Consider the following 14,928-nt stretch of genomic DNA (forward strand, 5'->3'; position numbering starts at 1 on the left):
GGTCACAGCTGGTCCATGCCCGAACGGCGACCGGCGCAGAGGCTGTAGCGTTCATCGGAGCACCCCGAGACGAATGCACCGCACGCGCGGCCGAGAGAGATGACGGCGAGGACGGACTGATGGCACCGGAACCCGAGGCAGGTGGCGCCGGGATGGCCGAGGATCCGTCGCACTGGGGAGCGGGCGGCCTGGTGGGCGACGGCCGTTACCGGCTCACCCACCGGCTCGGCCGGGGCGGCATGGCGGAGGTGTTCGCCGCCGAGGACGTACGGCTGGGGCGCACCGTCGCCGTCAAGCTGCTGCGCGCCGACCTTGCCGAGGACCCGGTCGCCAAGGCCCGCTTCACGCGTGAGGCGCAGTCGGTGGCCGGTCTCAACCACCATGCGGTGGTCGCCGTCTACGACTCGGGCGAGGACCGGGTCGGACCGAACACCGTCCCCTACATCGTGATGGAACTGGTCGAGGGCCGCACCATCCGCGACCTGCTGATGAGCGCCGAGGCCCCGGGCCCCGAGCAGGCGCTCATCATCGTCTCGGGTGTGCTGGAGGCGCTCGCCTACTCCCACCAGCACGGCATCGTGCACCGCGACATCAAGCCGGCCAACGTCATCATCACCCACGGCGGTGCGGTGAAGGTGATGGACTTCGGCATCGCGCGCGCCCTGCACGGCGCGCAGTCGACGATGACTCAGACCGGCATGGTCATGGGCACCCCCCAGTACCTGTCGCCGGAACAGGCCCTCGGCAAGGCCGTGGACCACCGCAGCGACCTGTACGCCACCGGCTGTCTGCTCTACGAACTCCTTGCGCTGCGACCGCCCTTCACCGGCGAGACCCCGCTCTCGGTGGTCTACCAGCACGTCCAGGACGCGCCGGTGCCGCCCTCGCAGCTCGGCACCGGGGTGCCGCCCGAGCTCGACGGCCTGGTCATGCGCTCGCTGGCCAAGGACCCGGACGACCGGTTCCAGAGCGCCGAGGAGATGCGCGGGCTGGTCCAGTACGGGCTCCAGATGCTCCAGGAGCAGGGCGCCAACACCGGCACCTGGAACACCGGGCCGGTCACCATGGCGCTGCCGCACGGGCGCGGTCCGGCGGCCACCACCGCCATGCCGATGGGCGGCACCGGCCCGCAGCCCGGTTATCCCTCGCACGGCAGCACCTCGCAGTTCCAGCAGCCGATGGTGCCCCCGCTCAACCCGGACGACGGCTCGGCCTTTCCCGGCGGGGGCGGTGGCGGCGGTTATTACGACAACGGTCACGGCGGGTACGGCAATGGCGACGGACGCGGCGGCGGTCGCTGGAAGGTGTGGCTGTTCGCGGTCCTCGCGGTGATCGCCATCGCCGCGGGAGTGGTCTTCGCCCTGGACAAGGCGGGGGACAAGGGGACGCCCGGAAACGACGTCACGACGAGCCAGACCCCCACCACTCCGCAGCAGAGCACGCCGAGCACCCCGGAGACGGAGCCGTCCGAGGAGAGCCGCGAGCCGTCCCGGCGGACGGACAGCTGGACGCCGTCGACCCCGGGCCGGACCCGGAGCCACACGCCGAGCTCCAGCCCGTCGGTGTCGCCCTCGCCTTCGGTCTCGCAGAGCACCGACCCGACCGACGGCCCGACGACCCCGGTGCCGCCGACGAAGTCGAAGCCGCCGACGACCTCGCCGACCAAGAGCCCGGAGAACCCGCCGCCGGATCCGGACGACAACGCGGGCAGCTCCGAGGAGTAGAACGAGCTTCAGTAGAACGAGCTTCAGAGGGCGTGCTGGTACTCCCGATCGGGGTGGCCGGCCAGCCGGTGCACGGTGACGAACTGCGGCTCGATCCGCATGTAGACCGGGTCGAAGACGGCTCCGTCCACGAAATGCGGTACCGGACCGAAGAGTTCCAGTTCGTCGGTGGTCGGCTCGACAATCCGCGCGGTCCCGGTGAACTGGACGGACCACAGCCGGGAATCACCGGAATTGACGTTGTCGGCCCCGTACGCGACGACGCTTCCGTTGCAGGCCTGGTGGTAGCCGAAGCCGCCGTGCATTCTCAGGACGACCCGGCCGTCCATCACGATGTGGCGGGCGACGGCGAGGAAGGGCAGCGCGCGCATGCTGGTGGCCACCCGGCCGTACGGCACCCGGCACAGCAGTTCGATGGCGTGACGTTCCTCCGGTGACATGACCCCACCCTCCGGCACGGACCACGTGCCGGGAAAGAGGAGCCCGCCCCGACCATCGGGGACGTTGGTCCCGAATGACACGCCGTGCCCCGTGGAATCAGGTCGTCAGCCGTCGCTCGTCGGCTGTGCTGTCAGCGCTTCTCCGCCTGCAGGCGGGCCACGTACGCGGCGGCCTGCGAGCGGCGCTCCATGCCCAGCTTGGACAGCAGGCTGGAGACGTAGTTCTTGATGGTCTTCTCGGCCAGGTGCAGCCGCTCGCCGATCACCCGGTTCGTCAGGCCCTCGCCGATCAGGTCGAGGATCTTGCGCTCCTGCTCGGTGAGATTGGCCAGCCGGTCGTCCCCCTTGCCGCCCTTGCCGCCCTTGCCGCCCTTGCCGTCGCGCAGGCGCTCCAGCACCCGGGCCGTGGCGACCGGGTCCAGCAGGGACTTCCCGGCGGCGACGTCGCGTACGGCGTTCAGCAGCTCATTGCCGCGGATCGCCTTGAGGACGTACCCGGAGGCACCCGCCATGATCGCGTCGAACAGGGCCTCGTCGTCCGCGAACGAGGTCAGCATCAGGCATTTGATGTCCTCGTCCCGGGAGCGGACCTCACGGCAGACCTCGACACCGCTGCCGTCCGGCAGCCGCACGTCCAGCACCGCCACATCGGGCCGGGTCGCGGGGATCCGCACCAGCGCGTCGGCGGCCGTTCCGGCCTCGCCCACCACCTCGATGTCGGATTCGCTCGAGAGCAGCTCGTAGACACCTCGGCGTACCACTTCGTGGTCGTCCAGGAGGAATACCGTGATTTTTCCATCTTCGCGCACGGAGTCAGTTTCACACACTCACCCCTTCCCTGCCGGAGTTACCCGGGATAACGTGCCGTTGTTCCGGCCCCCTGCAAGGCTGTGACCAGTGGTTGTTCCAGATTCCCGGGATTTACTTGGAAATCCAAGCAAAATCCCAGGTCAAATGGGGTTTCGCGGTTACGCGGCGCACTGGGTAACGTGCATTGCGCAGGGCACTCGCCGGGACACCTGTCACGCCTGTTTCCCGGACGAGTCGCACCCACCCCGTGCGCGGGTACGGATACAGGCGGAGCCGCACTGGTCCCGGAGAACCCGGGTGCCGGACCGACGGAGGAGCACACGTGACCGTGGAGAGCACTGCCGCGCGCAAGCCGCGACGCAGCAGCGGCACCAAGCGAGCGGCGGCCGGGGCAAGCACCCGCAAGTCCGCCGACAGCGCCGCCGCAGCCGCTCAGAGTGCCGAGCCCCAGCTCGTACAGCTGCTGACACCCGAAGGGGAACGGGTCGAGAACGCGCAGAACGCGGAGTTCCTCCCCTACGTTTCCGACATCACCGCCGAGGACCTGCGCGGGCTCTACCGCGACATGGTCCTGACCCGCCGCTTCGACGGGGAGGCGACCGCCCTCCAGCGCCAGGGCGAGCTGGGCCTGTGGGCCTCGCTGCTCGGCCAGGAGGCCGCCCAGATCGGCTCCGGCCGGGCGCTGCGGGAGGACGACTACGTGTTCCCGACGTACCGCGAACACGGTGTGGCCTGGTGCCGCGATGTCGACCCGACCAACCTGCTGGGCATGTTCCGCGGTGTGAACCACGGCGGCTGGGACCCCACCGTCAACAACTTCCACCTGTACACGATCGTCATCGGCTCGCAGACCCTGCACGCCACCGGTTACGCGATGGGCGTGGCCAAGGACGGCGCGGATTCCGCGGTGATCGCGTACTTCGGCGACGGCGCGTCCAGCCAGGGCGACGTCAACGAGGCCTTCACCTTCTCGGCGGTCTACAACGCCCCCGTGGTGTTCTTCTGCCAGAACAACCAGTGGGCGATCTCCGAGCCCACCGAGCGCCAGATGCGCGTCCCGCTCTACCAGCGGGCCGCCGGCTTCGGCTTCCCGGGCGTCCGGGTGGACGGCAACGACGTCCTGGCCTGCCTGGCCGTGACCCGCTGGGCCCTGGAGCGGGCCCGCCGCGGCGACGGTCCGACCCTGGTCGAGGCCTTCACCTACCGGATGGGTGCCCACACCACCTCCGACGACCCGACCCGCTACCGGCGGGACGAGGAGCGCGCGGCCTGGGAGGCGAAGGACCCGATCGAGCGCCTGAAGGCGCACCTGCTGGCCAGCGGTGACGCCGACGAGGAGTTCTTCGCCGCGCTGGAGGCGGAGAGCGAGCAGCTGGGCAAGCGGGTGCGTGAGGTCGTGCGCGCGATGCCCGACCCGGACACGATGGCGATCTTCGAGAACGTCTACGCGGACGGGCATGCGCTGGTGGACGAGGAGCGCGCCCAGTTCGCGGCCTACCTCGCGTCGTTCGAGGAAGGGCACTGATCATGACTGTCGAGAAGATGTCGATCGCGAAGGCGCTCAACGAGTCGCTGCGCAAGGCCCTGGAGACGGACCCCAAGGTCCTGATCATGGGTGAGGACGTCGGCAAGCTGGGCGGTGTCTTCCGGATCACCGACGGCCTGCAGAAGGACTTCGGCGAGGAGCGGGTCATCGACACCCCGCTCGCCGAGTCGGGCATCGTCGGCACCGCCATCGGTCTGGCCCTGCGCGGGTACCGGCCGGTCGTGGAGATCCAGTTCGACGGGTTCGTCTTCCCGGCGTACGACCAGATCGTCACGCAGCTGGCGAAGATGCACGCGCGGGCGCTGGGCAAGGTCAAGATGCCGGTCGTCATCCGCATCCCGTACGCGGGCGGCATCGGCGCGGTGGAGCACCACAGCGAGTCGCCCGAGGCGCTGTTCGCGCATGTGCCGGGCCTGAAGGTGGTCTCGCCGAGCACGCCGAGCGATGCGTACTGGATGCTCCAGCAGGCGATCCAGAGCGATGACCCGGTGATCTTCTTCGAGCCGAAGCGGCGCTACTGGGACAAGGGCGAGGTCGACGTCGAGGCGATTCCCGGCGCCCTGCACGAGGCCCGGGTGGCCCTGGCGGGTACGGACATCACCCTGGCCGCGTACGGTCCGATGGTGAAGGTCTGCCTGGAGGCGGCTGCCGCGGCGGCCGAGGAGGGCAAGTCGGTCGAGGTCGTGGACCTGCGCTCGATGTCCCCGATCGACTTCGACGGGCTCCAGCGGTCGGTGGAGAAGACCCGGCGGCTGGTCGTGGTCCACGAGGCCCCGGTCTTCCTGGGTGTGGGTTCGGAGATCGCTGCTCGCATCACGGAGCGGTGCTTCTACCACCTGGAGGCACCGGTGCTGCGGGTCGGCGGCTTCCACGCCCCCTATCCGCCGGCCCGCCTGGAGGACGAGTACCTGCCGGGCCTGGACCGCGTGCTCGACGCCGTCGACCGCTCGCTGGCGTTCTGAGGAGATCCGCTGTGACGATCCGCGAATTCAAGATGCCCGATGTGGGCGAGGGCCTCACCGAGGCCGAAATCCTCAAGTGGTACGTCCAGCCGGGCGACACGGTCACCGACGGCCAGGTCGTCTGTGAGGTCGAGACGGCGAAGGCGGCGGTGGAGCTGCCCATTCCGTTCGACGGAGTGGTCCACGAGCTCCGGTTCGCCGAGGGCACCACGGTCGACGTCGGCCAGGTGATCATCTCGGTGGCGGTGGGCGGCGACGGCGCCGGCGCCGCCGAGGCGGCGGCTCCGGTTGCCGAGCCCGTGGCTGCGGCTGTGGCTGCGGCTCCGGCCGAGGCTCCGGCCGAGGAGGCCGCCCCGGCCCGCCAGCCCGTGCTGGTCGGCTACGGCGTCTCGCAGGGCTCGACCAAGCGGCGCCCGCGCAAGGCGGGCTCGCCCGCGGCCGTCGCGGGCCAGGCCGCCCAGGCCGGCTTCGCCGCCGCCGCGCCCGCAGCCACCCCGGCCCCGGCCGGAGCGGCGCTGGCGCCGGCCCCCGCCGCGGTGCTGAACGGCACCGGCACCGGCAATGGCAACGGGGACGGCTTCGCCACCGCGACCACGACCGGTGAGCGCCCGCTCGCCAAGCCGCCGGTGCGCAAGCTCGCCAAGGACCTCGGGATCGACCTGGCGCTGGTGGTCCCCACCGGCGAGGGCGGCATCGTGACCCGCGAGGACGTGCACGCGGCGGCGGCAGCCGCAGCCGCCCCGGCCGCCCCCGCGAGCCGGAACGGTACGGCAGCCGCGGCTCAGGCCGCCACCACGGCCCAGGCCGCGCCCGCCCAGGCTCCGGCCGAGGCTCCGGCTCCGGTTGCGGCCGGCGCCCGCGAGACCCGTATCCCGGTCAAGGGCGTCCGCAAGGTCACCGCCCAGGCGATGGTCGGCTCCGCCTTCACCGCCCCGCACGTCACCGAGTTCATCACCTTCGACGTGACCCGGACGATGAAGCTCGTACAGGAGCTCAAGCAGGACCCGGACATGGCCGGGCTGCGGATCAACCCGCTCCTGCTCATCGCCAAGGCCGTCCTGGTCGCGATCCGCCGCAACCCGGACGTCAACGCGTCCTGGGACGAGGCCGCCCAGGAGATCGTCCTCAAGCACTACGTCAACCTCGGGATCGCCGCGGCGACCCCGCGCGGGCTGATCGTCCCCAACATCAAGGACGCACACGCCAAGACGCTGCCGGAGCTCTCCCAGGCCCTGTCCGAGCTGGTCGCGACGGCCCGGGAGGGCAAGACCTCCCCGGCGGACATGCAGGGCGGCACCCTCACCATCACCAACGTCGGCGTCTTCGGCGTCGACACCGGTACGCCCATCCTGAACCCCGGCGAGTCCGCGATCCTCGCGGTCGGCGCGATCAAGCTCCAGCCGTGGGTCCACAAGGGCAAGGTGAAGCCCCGTCAGGTGACCACCCTGGCCCTGTCCTTCGACCACCGCCTGATCGACGGCGAACTCGGCTCCAGGTTCCTCGCGGACATCGCGGCGGTCCTGGAAAACCCGAAGCGCCTGATCACCTGGTCCTGATGTCGTGACGCCCTGACGTCCTGACGGACTGCCAACACGCCTTCGCCCCCGGCTTCCGGCCGGGGGCGAAGGCGTTTGCTTGCGCGTGACACCCACCCCCGGCCGGTCGCCGGGAGGCCGCCGCGGACCTGTTGGCCCGGTTGCGCCGCGCCGACCACCGGCTGCTGCTCGGTGCCCGGGACGTGACCGCTGCGACCGGGCCTTCCGTGGGCCGGCCCCGGGCCGCTGCCGCGACTGCGGAACAGCGGAGCATCCCCCCGCCGCGGCGTAATACCGCTCCGGTGGCGGCCGGTGCGGTCTAGGCTCGCGGCCGGGAAGGGGGCGGGATGGGTATCGCCGAGTTGCAGGTGTCCTCCGTCGAGGAAGCCGATGGGGCCGGTGGGGTGTGCATCGTGCGCTGTATCGGGGGAATCGCGCGGACCGGGCAGCTGTATGCCGCCGCCGGGTCCAGACTCGTACTGCGGCGGATCGAGTGGTACGGGCGGGAATCCGCCTTCCTCGACGCCGCTCATTCGGCCAAGGTGCACCTGAGTGGTGCGATCGTGCCGCTGCTCGGACAGTTCCAGGTGATCAGTTCCATCCCCGTGGCCGCGCTGAGCCTGACGGACGCCGAGTTCTGGCTGGCGGACGGCACCCCGCCGGCCAAGGCGCAGGATCTGCACACCCTCCGCGCCCTGGGCAACACACGCATGCAGGACGACCGGCTGCCGCAGGGCGAACGGATCCGCTGGGCCCGGGTCCAGCTCGCCGCCATCGAGCGGATGGGCCTGGCGCCCCTGGTGGCGGCGATCGACGCGGCGCAGGTACGGGCCTGCCTGATCCGGTACCTCGGCCCCGAGCCGGACCGCGGCGGCGGCGACGGGCTGCGGGATCCGGCCGGGCTGTGCTGCTTCGTGCTGGACCGGACCGGCATCGGCCCGGACCGGGCGCTCAGGGACGGACGGGTCTGGCGGGACCTGGAGCCGGAGCGGATCCTGCACCTGCGGCGCCTGAAGCTCCTGACGGCCTCGCTGGAGGCGGCCCGTCCGCACCTCGCGGACGACCATCCGCTGGCCGCCACCGTTGACGCCTGGCGCCGGGTCCGTCGCCAACTTCCCTAGGCGGACGCGGCGTTGTCGAGGACTCGGCGCGGGGTGATCCTCACGACCACCCGCGGCTCCGCCGGCAGCGAAGCCACGAAGCCCTTGCCGCCGTCCGGTCCGAGGTACTCGGCGGCGATGCGGTGGACCACCGTGCGGTCGGTGTCCTCCGTGACGGTCGCCTCGCCGCGCAACTCGGCGTAGAGGAAGGGGTTGGACAGGTCGAAGACGGTCACGCTGACCCGGGGGTCGCGGGCGATGTTCTGCGCCTTGCGGCGCCCCTGCTCGGTCGAGACGAGCACGTCCTCACCGTCCCGGCTCACCCAGACCACCGAAGTCTGCGGGCTGCCATCGGGGTTGAGGGTGGACAGGACGGCCGGGTGCGGGGCGTCCAGCAGCTTCCTTACGGCATCGTTCAGGGCAACGGTCATGCCGGCGACCCTAGGTGGCCGCCCCGGGCGGCGTCGACCGACTCGATCCGGCCGCGCCCGACTACCCGAAGTCGACCGCCGCGCGGCCGGATGGCCCCCTTGACGGGTGGTCCGGGCGGATGGACGCTCACGGCTCCGCATCCGTACGGTTCAAGGGGGGAGCCGGTATGCCGGAGGAGTACGGGACGTACGACGACCGGCCGGTGCAGCTCGCGGGGGAGCTGCGGGCCCAGGTGGTGGACCACGGGGCCCCGTGGTCCGTCAGCGAGCGGCTGGCCGATGAGGACCCGGTGCCCCGCGCACCGCTCGGGCTGGACCCGGAGGCCCTGCTGACCACCGCCGCCGAGGCCGGCACCGTCGATCTGCGCGGCCTGGTCGGACGGGAGAGCGGCAACCCGCACCTCACCCGGCGGCGGGCCGCCCACGGGCTGCTCGCCGACCGCAAGGCGCAGGCCGCCTCGCCCCGCCCGGCCGCCGTCGACTGGCGGAGCCGCTGGGGATGGCCGTGGATCACCCGGGTGAAGGACCAGGGGCCGTGCAGTTCCGGCTGGGCCTTCGCCGCGGCCGGGCTGGTCGAGTCGATGGCCCGGATCGAGCACCATGTGTGGGCCGAGCGCGCCGAGGGCGATCTGCACGACGGCATGCGGGCCGCCTGCGGTCGGCTGGGCAGCCCGGAGGAGGCCCTCGACTGGATCCGGGACAACGGCGGCATCGCGGACCCGGACTGCCATCCGCCCGTGGAGCCCCCGGCCGGGCTGCCCCCCGAACGGCTCGACGCCTGGCGGGCCGCCTACCCGCCCAGCTGGGACCGCTCCGGCCGGACCGTCCGGATCACCGACTACGTCCGGCTCGGCGATGTGGAGCAGCAGAAGGTCTGGCTGGACACGGTCGGCCCGCTCACCGCCTGCCTCGACGTGTACGAGGACTTCTTCGGGCTCGGCTCCGGGGTGTACCGGCGGACCACCGACCGCCGGGCCGGCGGCCACTGCGTCCTGATCGTCGGCTACGACGACGCTGCCGGCTGCTGGATCTTCCGGAACTCCTGGGGCCCCGGCCACCACGTCGGGGGCTTCGGCCGGATCGGCTACGGCGAGGCCCGGATCGACCACTGGGCCAAGTGCGGGCTGCGCCACACCAACGTCGACCCGTGGAGCAAACGGCGGCTGCACAGCGGCAACGTCTACGAGAGCGGGAACGGCCGCGCACACCGCAACTTCGAGCTGCTGCTGACCACCGGCGACGGCCGCCTCCGGCACTGGTGGCGCAACGGGGACCCGCCCCACCGGTGGTCGCCGGACGCGGAGTTCGGCAGCGATGCAGCCGGTATGCCCGCCTTCACCGGGACCACCTACAACCGCAATATGGAATCCCTGCACATCACTCCCGGCGGGCGGCTGCGGCACTGGTACTACGAGCAGTCCGCCCGCACCTGGCGCGACGGCGGGCTCTTCGGGGCCGACGGGGACGCGGCCGTCGGCTCGACCCCCGGCTTCATCCAGAGCGACTACGGCAAGCCGGGCAACTTCGAGGTGGTGGTGCGGACCGCCGACGGCCGGCTGCGCCACTGGTGGCGGATCAACGGCTCACCGTGGTCGTGGAACGACGGCGGCTGCTTCGCCTCCCGGATCGCGCACTACGGGCCCGCCCTGGTGCAGACCCGCGACCGCAGGCTCGACCTGGTGGCTGCCCGTACGGACGGCCGGATGCAGCGGTGGTGGCGGGACGACGCGGCGGGCTTCGTCTGGCGGCCGGGGGAGATCTTCGGCAGCGGGATCGGTTCCGCGCCCTGCCTGATCGAGGCCCAGTACGACGCCCGGGACGAGGCCACCGCCGGGAACTACGAGCTGTGCGCGGTGACGGAGGACGGGCGGATCGAGCACTGGTGGCGGGGGAACGCGAGCGGGTCCGGCTGGACCCGGAGCACGGTCTTCGGCCGGGACGCGCTGGCCGTGACCGGGATGCTGCAGGGCAGCTTCGGCTTCCACCTGGAGGTGTTCGTGCTGCGGGCCGACCGGCAGGTGCAGCACTGGTGGCGGGACGGGAACGGCGGCTGGCACGAGGGCGCGGTCATCGGCTGAGGCGCGCCACGCGCGGCCGACGGGGGCGTGCCCCGGGCCGTGTCCCGGGCTGTGTCCCGGGCCGTGTCCCGGGCTGTGTCCCGGGCCGGGGGCCCGGGACACGGCTTCCGTGCGCGGTGCGACTAGTCGCGGTTTGCGCCCGGCGGGAGCTCGCGGAGCCCGGAGCCGGACCGGAGGTTCCTGGGCGCCGGGCCCAGGCTGTATTCCATGATCTTCTTGGCGTCGTCGTACCGGCTGGTGACCGAGGACGAGCCGAGCACCACGCCGGTCACCGTCTTGCCGTTGCGGGTGGCGGCGAAGACCAGGCAGGGCCCGGCCGGGGTGTTGGTGCCGGTCTTGACGCCGATCGCACCGTTGTAGGCGCCGATCAGCTGGTTGGAGTTCGGCCAGCTGTACTTGCGGGTGTTGCCATTGGCGGCGGTGGCGGTCGCGTTCATCGTGGACCGCGCCACGAGCTTCTTGAACTCGGTGTTCTGCATCGCGGACCGGGCGAGCCGGGAGAGATCGCGCGGGGTCGTGTAGTTGCCCGCGCTGTAGTTGGGCGAGTTGCCGTCGAAGGAGTCGAACCTGGTGTTCGTCAGGCCGAGGGCCTTCGCCTTCGCGTTCATCTGGGCGATGAAGTCGGCGGTGCGGGCGGCGCGGGTGCTGCCCTTGCCGTAGGTGTCGGCGAGCGCGTAGGCGGCGTCGCAGCCCGAGGGGCCCATCATCGCGTTGAGCATGCCGTACGTCGTGAGCTTGTCGCCGACGAACAGGTACGCGCTGCTCGCGCCGACCTTGGTGACGTAGTCCGGGTACGCCTTCTGGACCGTGATCTTGCGGCTCAGGTCCAGCTTGGGCTGCGAGAGCACCACATAGGCCGTCATGATCTTGGTGGTGCTGGCCATCGGACGGCGGGTGTCGGCGGCCTTGGCGAACTGGCCGACGCCGTTGCCGTTGTCCAGCAGGAAGGCGCCCTTGGCGGTCACGGTCGGCCAGCCGGGCGGGTTGGCGGCAGATGCGCCGGTGGCGAGCGGGGTGGCGGTCAGCAGCGCGCCGGTGGCGGTGGCCACGAGCACGGCGCGGCGGGCGCGCGAAAAGCCGGTTCTGCCAATTTTCAAGAGGGGTCCCCCGAGTTCGCGAAGACGGTTCCGTCCGGGCCTGCCTGCGGTGGCGGCCCGGATGGAAGACACCCGATGGATCCGGATGGATGTGCGGGGTCGGGGCATCGTTGCTGTTCCGCAATCTGCCTTGCCGGCTGCCGCGCCGGCTGCCTCGCCGTCCGGATGGTGGACGGGGCCTGAGTTGTGTCCTACATGTATCTATGCTGCGTCCATGCCATCCCCAGCCACAGGCGCAGCAGTGAAGCAGCCGCCCGCCGCCGACCGGGTCTACCGGCACGTCAAGCAGGGCGTCCTGGACCGGTCCTACGAGGGCGGCACCCTCCTCACCGAGGGCGAGCTGGCCGAGGCCGTCGGGGTGTCCCGGACACCGGTGCGCGAGGCCCTGCTGCGGCTGGAGACCGAGGGGCTGATCAGGCTCTACCCGAAGAAGGGCGCGCTGGTCCTGCCGGTGTCCGCCCAGGAGATCGCGGACGTGGTCGAAACCCGGCTGCTGGTCGAGGAGTTCACGGTCCGCCGGGCCGTGCCGGCCCCGCCCGCGCTGCTTGCGCGGCTGGCAGAGCTGCTGGAGGAGCAGCGCCGGCAGGCGGAGTGCGGGGACCTGGCCGCCATGATGGTCGCCGACCGCTGCTTCCACGCCGAGATCGTCCGGCACGCCGGGAATCAGATCCTGGCCCGGCTCTACGACCAGCTGCGGGACCGGCAGCTGCGGATGGGCGTCGCCCTGCTGCACGCCCACCCCGACCGCATCGCCCGTACCCTCACCGAGCACGCGGAGATCCTGGACGCGCTGCGGGCGGGCGACGAGGAGGCCGCGGCGGCTGCGGTGCGGGGCCATATCGCCCGGGTCGAGTCGCTGGCCCGCGGTACGTCTCGCGGGACCGCCTGATGACCGCGGTGGCCGGCGGCCGGCCGGGTGCCGGTGCCGTCGTGCCGGAGCCCCCCGGCGGCCGGCAGGCCGTTCTGATCTGGTCCATCGGCGTGGCCGTCTACTTCGTCGCCGTCATCTTCCGCACCAGCCTGGGCGTCGCCGGCCTGGACGCGGCCGACCGCTTCCAGGTCAACTCCTCCGCCCTGGCCACCTTCTCCCTCCTCCAGCTGCTCGTCTACGCGGGCATGCAGATACCCGTCGGCCTGATGGTCGACCGGCTCGGCACCAAGAAGGTGCTCACGCTCGGCGCGGTCCTCTTCACCGCCGGCCAGGTCGGCTTCGCCCTCTCCCCCTCGTACGGGATGGCGCTTGCCGCCCGCGCCCTGCTCGGCTGCGGCGACGCGATGACCTTCATCTCCGTACTCCGCCTCGGCACCCGGTGGTTCCCGGCCCGCCGGGGCCCCCTGATGGCCCAGCTCGCCGGTCTCGTCGGCATGGCCGGGAACCTGGTCTCCACCCTTGTCCTCGCACCCGTCCTGCACGACCTCGGCTGGGTCCCCGCCTTCGCCGGCAGTGCGGTGGCCGGGCTGGTCGTGCTGGTTCCGGTGGTGCTGTTCCTGAAGGACCAGCCCGAGTCCGGCGGTGGCGAGCAGGGCGGTCAGCTCGGTGGCGTCGGCTTTGTGCGGACCCAGATCGCCGAGTCCTGGCGGGAGCCCGGCACCCGCCTGGGCCTGTGGGTCCACTTCACCACCCAGTTCCCGGCCATGGTGTTCCTGCTGCTGTGGGGCATGCCGTTCCTGGTCGAGGCGCAAGGACTGACCCGCTCCACCGCGGGCGGCCTGCTGACCCTGGTGGTCGCCTCCAACATGGTCTTCGGCCTGGCCTACGGCCAGATCGTCGGCCGCCGCCAGTCGTCCCGGATCCCCCTCGCGCTCGGCACGGTCGGCGCGACCGCCCTGCTGTGGGCAGCCACCCTCGCCTACCCGGGGGACCGGGCGCCGATGTGGCTGCTGGTCTCCCTGTGCGTGGTGCTCGGCACCTGCGGCCCGGCCTCGATGATCGGCTTCGACTTCGCCCGGCCGGCCAACCCGCCCGCCCGGCAGGGCACCGCCTCCGGCATCACCAACATGGGCGGCTTCCTCGCCTCGATGACCACACTGCTGGTGGTGGGCGTCCTGCTCGATGCCACGGGTGACGACTACCGGATCGCGTTCTCCACCGTCTTCGTGCTCCAGCTGCTGGGCGTGAGCCGGATCCTCCGGCTGCGCGGTGCGGCCCTGCGCCGCGAAGCCGGCCGCCTCGCCGCCGCCGTCCCGCCCCAGGCCAACCAGGCCGATCGGGCCGGCCGGCCGGGGGCCGGGGTGGTGCCGCCTCCTACGGGGTGACCGCGAAGTTCGCCAGGATCGCGTCCGCCAGCTCCTGGTCGCCCTCCACCTTCAGCCGGTCGGCCACGGCCGCCGGCCGGACCCGGCCCGCGGCCAGCCGTACGTACGTCTCCCAGTCCATGGCCAGCGTCACCGCCGGGCCCAGCGACGGGGTGCCGTCCACCGTCCCGTGGCCCGCCGCGTCCACCCGTACCGTCCGCAGGAACTCCAGCGGACCGTGCACGTCCAGCACCACCGCCGAATGCGCGGGCGCGCCCGCGCGCTTCGCCACCACCTTCGGCAGCCCCGCGAGCAGCAGGTCCCGCACCACCACCGCGCCCGGCGAGTCCAGGTTCCCCGGCCGGCCGAGCGCCGTCCGCAGGTCCTGCTCGTGGATCCACACGTCGAACGCCCGCAGCCGCAGTGCGGTCTCCAGCGTCACCTGCTCGCCCAGCGGCCCCCGCACCATCGTCTGCGGATCCCGCTTCTCGTTCCGCAGCTGCCGGGCCCGCCGGATGAGCGTGTACTCCAGCTCCGAGGTCATCTCCGGCGCGGTGTGGTGCCGGCGCACGTCGACCTGCACCTCCATGTACCGGGTGAACTCGTCGACCACGTGCCGCAGATCCCGCGGCAGCGTGTGGATCGGCCGCGGGTCGCCGAGCATCTCGCACTCGATCCCGATGACATGGGACACCACATCCCGAACCGACCAGCCCGGGCACGGGGTGGCCCGGTTCCACTCGGCCTCCGGCAGCGGCTGGACGAGCTCGGATATCGCCTCGATGGAGTGCGTCCACGCGTCGGCGTACGGCTGAAGGCTGGGATGGGGAAGGACGGTCAACGGAACCCCTCGCGTGCGGTTCAATGGCGCAGTGGCGCGTTGTGGACTTGTTTTCCCAAGCTACGCTGCCCAGGAGCACCCCGGCAGTGCTTTCGTGTGACGATCGTAGGCCCGAGTTGACGGCTTGAA

General features: G+C 71.8%; 13 protein-coding genes. 8 read left to right on the forward strand and 5 right to left on the reverse strand.

The features are described 5' to 3' along the window. Positions 1–119: 119 nt before the first annotated feature. The gene (locus DEJ50_RS16825) at positions 120–1,724 is read left to right on the forward strand and encodes a protein kinase domain-containing protein (protein WP_150208805.1); all 1,605 of its coding nucleotides are present in this window, start codon (positions 120–122) and stop codon (positions 1,722–1,724) included. A 23-nt stretch (positions 1,725–1,747) separates the two neighbouring features. Here the strand turns inward: DEJ50_RS16825 and DEJ50_RS16830 are convergent, their stop codons facing one another. Continuing rightward, entirely contained in the window at positions 1,748–2,164 is a 417-nt protein-coding gene (locus tag DEJ50_RS16830) for a pyridoxamine 5'-phosphate oxidase family protein (protein WP_150208806.1), read from the reverse strand. A gap of 131 nt (positions 2,165–2,295) precedes the next feature. Then, positions 2,296–2,973 carry a response regulator gene (locus DEJ50_RS16835; protein ID WP_150208807.1) on the reverse strand — a complete coding sequence of 226 codons (678 nt, stop codon included), beginning with the start codon at positions 2,971–2,973 and terminating at the stop codon, positions 2,296–2,298. A 323-nt stretch (positions 2,974–3,296) separates the two neighbouring features. Here DEJ50_RS16835 and pdhA point away from each other — a divergent pair, with 323 nt between their 5' ends. The 4 genes from pdhA to DEJ50_RS16860 all read left to right on the forward strand — a co-directional run bounded on the left by pdhA (position 3,297) and on the right by DEJ50_RS16860 (position 8,138). Then, positions 3,297–4,499, forward strand: a complete 1,203-nt coding sequence (gene pdhA / locus DEJ50_RS16840) for a pyruvate dehydrogenase (acetyl-transferring) E1 component subunit alpha (RefSeq protein WP_150208808.1) — start codon at positions 3,297–3,299, stop codon at positions 4,497–4,499. 2 nt (positions 4,500–4,501) lie between these two features. Further along, entirely contained in the window at positions 4,502–5,482 is a 981-nt protein-coding gene (locus tag DEJ50_RS16845) for an alpha-ketoacid dehydrogenase subunit beta (RefSeq protein WP_150208809.1), read from the forward strand. A 32-nt stretch (positions 5,483–5,514) separates the two neighbouring features. Continuing rightward, positions 5,515–7,038 (forward strand): dihydrolipoamide acetyltransferase family protein, encoded by a 1,524-nt coding sequence (locus DEJ50_RS16850; protein WP_150212179.1) that lies wholly within the window; start codon positions 5,515–5,517, stop codon positions 7,036–7,038. A 326-nt stretch (positions 7,039–7,364) separates the two neighbouring features. Continuing rightward, positions 7,365–8,138: a hypothetical protein gene (locus DEJ50_RS16860; RefSeq protein ID WP_150208810.1), complete on the forward strand. Its 774-nt coding sequence runs from the start codon at positions 7,365–7,367 to the stop codon at positions 8,136–8,138. Here DEJ50_RS16860 and DEJ50_RS16865 read toward each other — a convergent pair. Next, positions 8,135–8,548 carry a PPOX class F420-dependent oxidoreductase gene (locus tag DEJ50_RS16865; protein WP_150208811.1) on the reverse strand — a complete coding sequence of 138 codons (414 nt, stop codon included), beginning with the start codon at positions 8,546–8,548 and terminating at the stop codon, positions 8,135–8,137. The genes DEJ50_RS16860 and DEJ50_RS16865 overlap by 4 nt on opposite strands. A gap of 167 nt (positions 8,549–8,715) precedes the next feature. Between DEJ50_RS16865 and DEJ50_RS16870 the strand changes: the two genes are divergently transcribed. Beyond that, positions 8,716–10,626 carry a C1 family peptidase gene (locus DEJ50_RS16870; RefSeq protein WP_150208812.1) on the forward strand — a complete coding sequence of 637 codons (1,911 nt, stop codon included), beginning with the start codon at positions 8,716–8,718 and terminating at the stop codon, positions 10,624–10,626. A 122-nt stretch (positions 10,627–10,748) separates the two neighbouring features. On the opposite strand, the gene DEJ50_RS16875 is transcribed toward DEJ50_RS16870, so the two are convergent. Further along, positions 10,749–11,723: a D-alanyl-D-alanine carboxypeptidase family protein gene (locus DEJ50_RS16875; RefSeq protein WP_223837783.1), complete on the reverse strand. Its 975-nt coding sequence runs from the start codon at positions 11,721–11,723 to the stop codon at positions 10,749–10,751. A gap of 214 nt (positions 11,724–11,937) precedes the next feature. Here DEJ50_RS16875 and DEJ50_RS16880 point away from each other — a divergent pair, with 214 nt between their 5' ends. Together DEJ50_RS16880 and DEJ50_RS16885 are read left to right on the forward strand one after the other, a co-directional pair. Then, on the forward strand, positions 11,938–12,612 hold the full coding sequence (locus DEJ50_RS16880) for a GntR family transcriptional regulator (protein ID WP_150208814.1): 675 nt from the start codon (positions 11,938–11,940) through the stop codon (positions 12,610–12,612). Beyond that, the gene (locus tag DEJ50_RS16885; protein ID WP_150208815.1) at positions 12,612–13,979 is read left to right on the forward strand and encodes an MFS transporter; all 1,368 of its coding nucleotides are present in this window, start codon (positions 12,612–12,614) and stop codon (positions 13,977–13,979) included. Before DEJ50_RS16880 ends, DEJ50_RS16885 begins: the two co-directional genes overlap by 1 nt. Here the strand turns inward: DEJ50_RS16885 and DEJ50_RS16890 are convergent. Then, positions 13,969–14,799 (reverse strand): maleylpyruvate isomerase family mycothiol-dependent enzyme, encoded by an 831-nt coding sequence (locus tag DEJ50_RS16890; RefSeq protein ID WP_150208816.1) that lies wholly within the window; start codon positions 14,797–14,799, stop codon positions 13,969–13,971. The genes DEJ50_RS16885 and DEJ50_RS16890 overlap by 11 nt on opposite strands. Positions 14,800–14,928: the final 129 nt, after the last annotated feature.

The organism is Streptomyces venezuelae (assembly GCF_008642295.1).
GTDB lineage: Bacteria > Actinomycetota > Actinomycetes > Streptomycetales > Streptomycetaceae > Streptomyces > Streptomyces venezuelae_C.

What these genes read in the sequence shown, in the direction of transcription:
- DEJ50_RS16825 (WP_150208805.1), top strand. Translation starts at nt 120, where the DNA reads ATGGCACCGGAACCCGAGGCAGGTGGCGCCGGGATGGCCGAGGATCCG.
- DEJ50_RS16830 (WP_150208806.1), bottom strand. Translation starts at nt 2,164, where the DNA reads ATGTCACCGGAGGAACGTCACGCCATCGAACTGCTGTGCCGGGTGCCG.
- DEJ50_RS16845 (WP_150208809.1), top strand. Translation starts at nt 4,502, where the DNA reads ATGACTGTCGAGAAGATGTCGATCGCGAAGGCGCTCAACGAGTCGCTG.
- DEJ50_RS16850 (WP_150212179.1), top strand. Translation starts at nt 5,515, where the DNA reads ATGCCCGATGTGGGCGAGGGCCTCACCGAGGCCGAAATCCTCAAGTGG.
- DEJ50_RS16860 (WP_150208810.1), top strand. Translation starts at nt 7,365, where the DNA reads ATGGGTATCGCCGAGTTGCAGGTGTCCTCCGTCGAGGAAGCCGATGGG.
- DEJ50_RS16865 (WP_150208811.1), bottom strand. Translation starts at nt 8,548, where the DNA reads ATGACCGTTGCCCTGAACGATGCCGTAAGGAAGCTGCTGGACGCCCCG.
- DEJ50_RS16870 (WP_150208812.1), top strand. Translation starts at nt 8,716, where the DNA reads ATGCCGGAGGAGTACGGGACGTACGACGACCGGCCGGTGCAGCTCGCG.
- DEJ50_RS16880 (WP_150208814.1), top strand. Translation starts at nt 11,938, where the DNA reads ATGCCATCCCCAGCCACAGGCGCAGCAGTGAAGCAGCCGCCCGCCGCC.
- DEJ50_RS16885 (WP_150208815.1), top strand. Translation starts at nt 12,612, where the DNA reads ATGACCGCGGTGGCCGGCGGCCGGCCGGGTGCCGGTGCCGTCGTGCCG.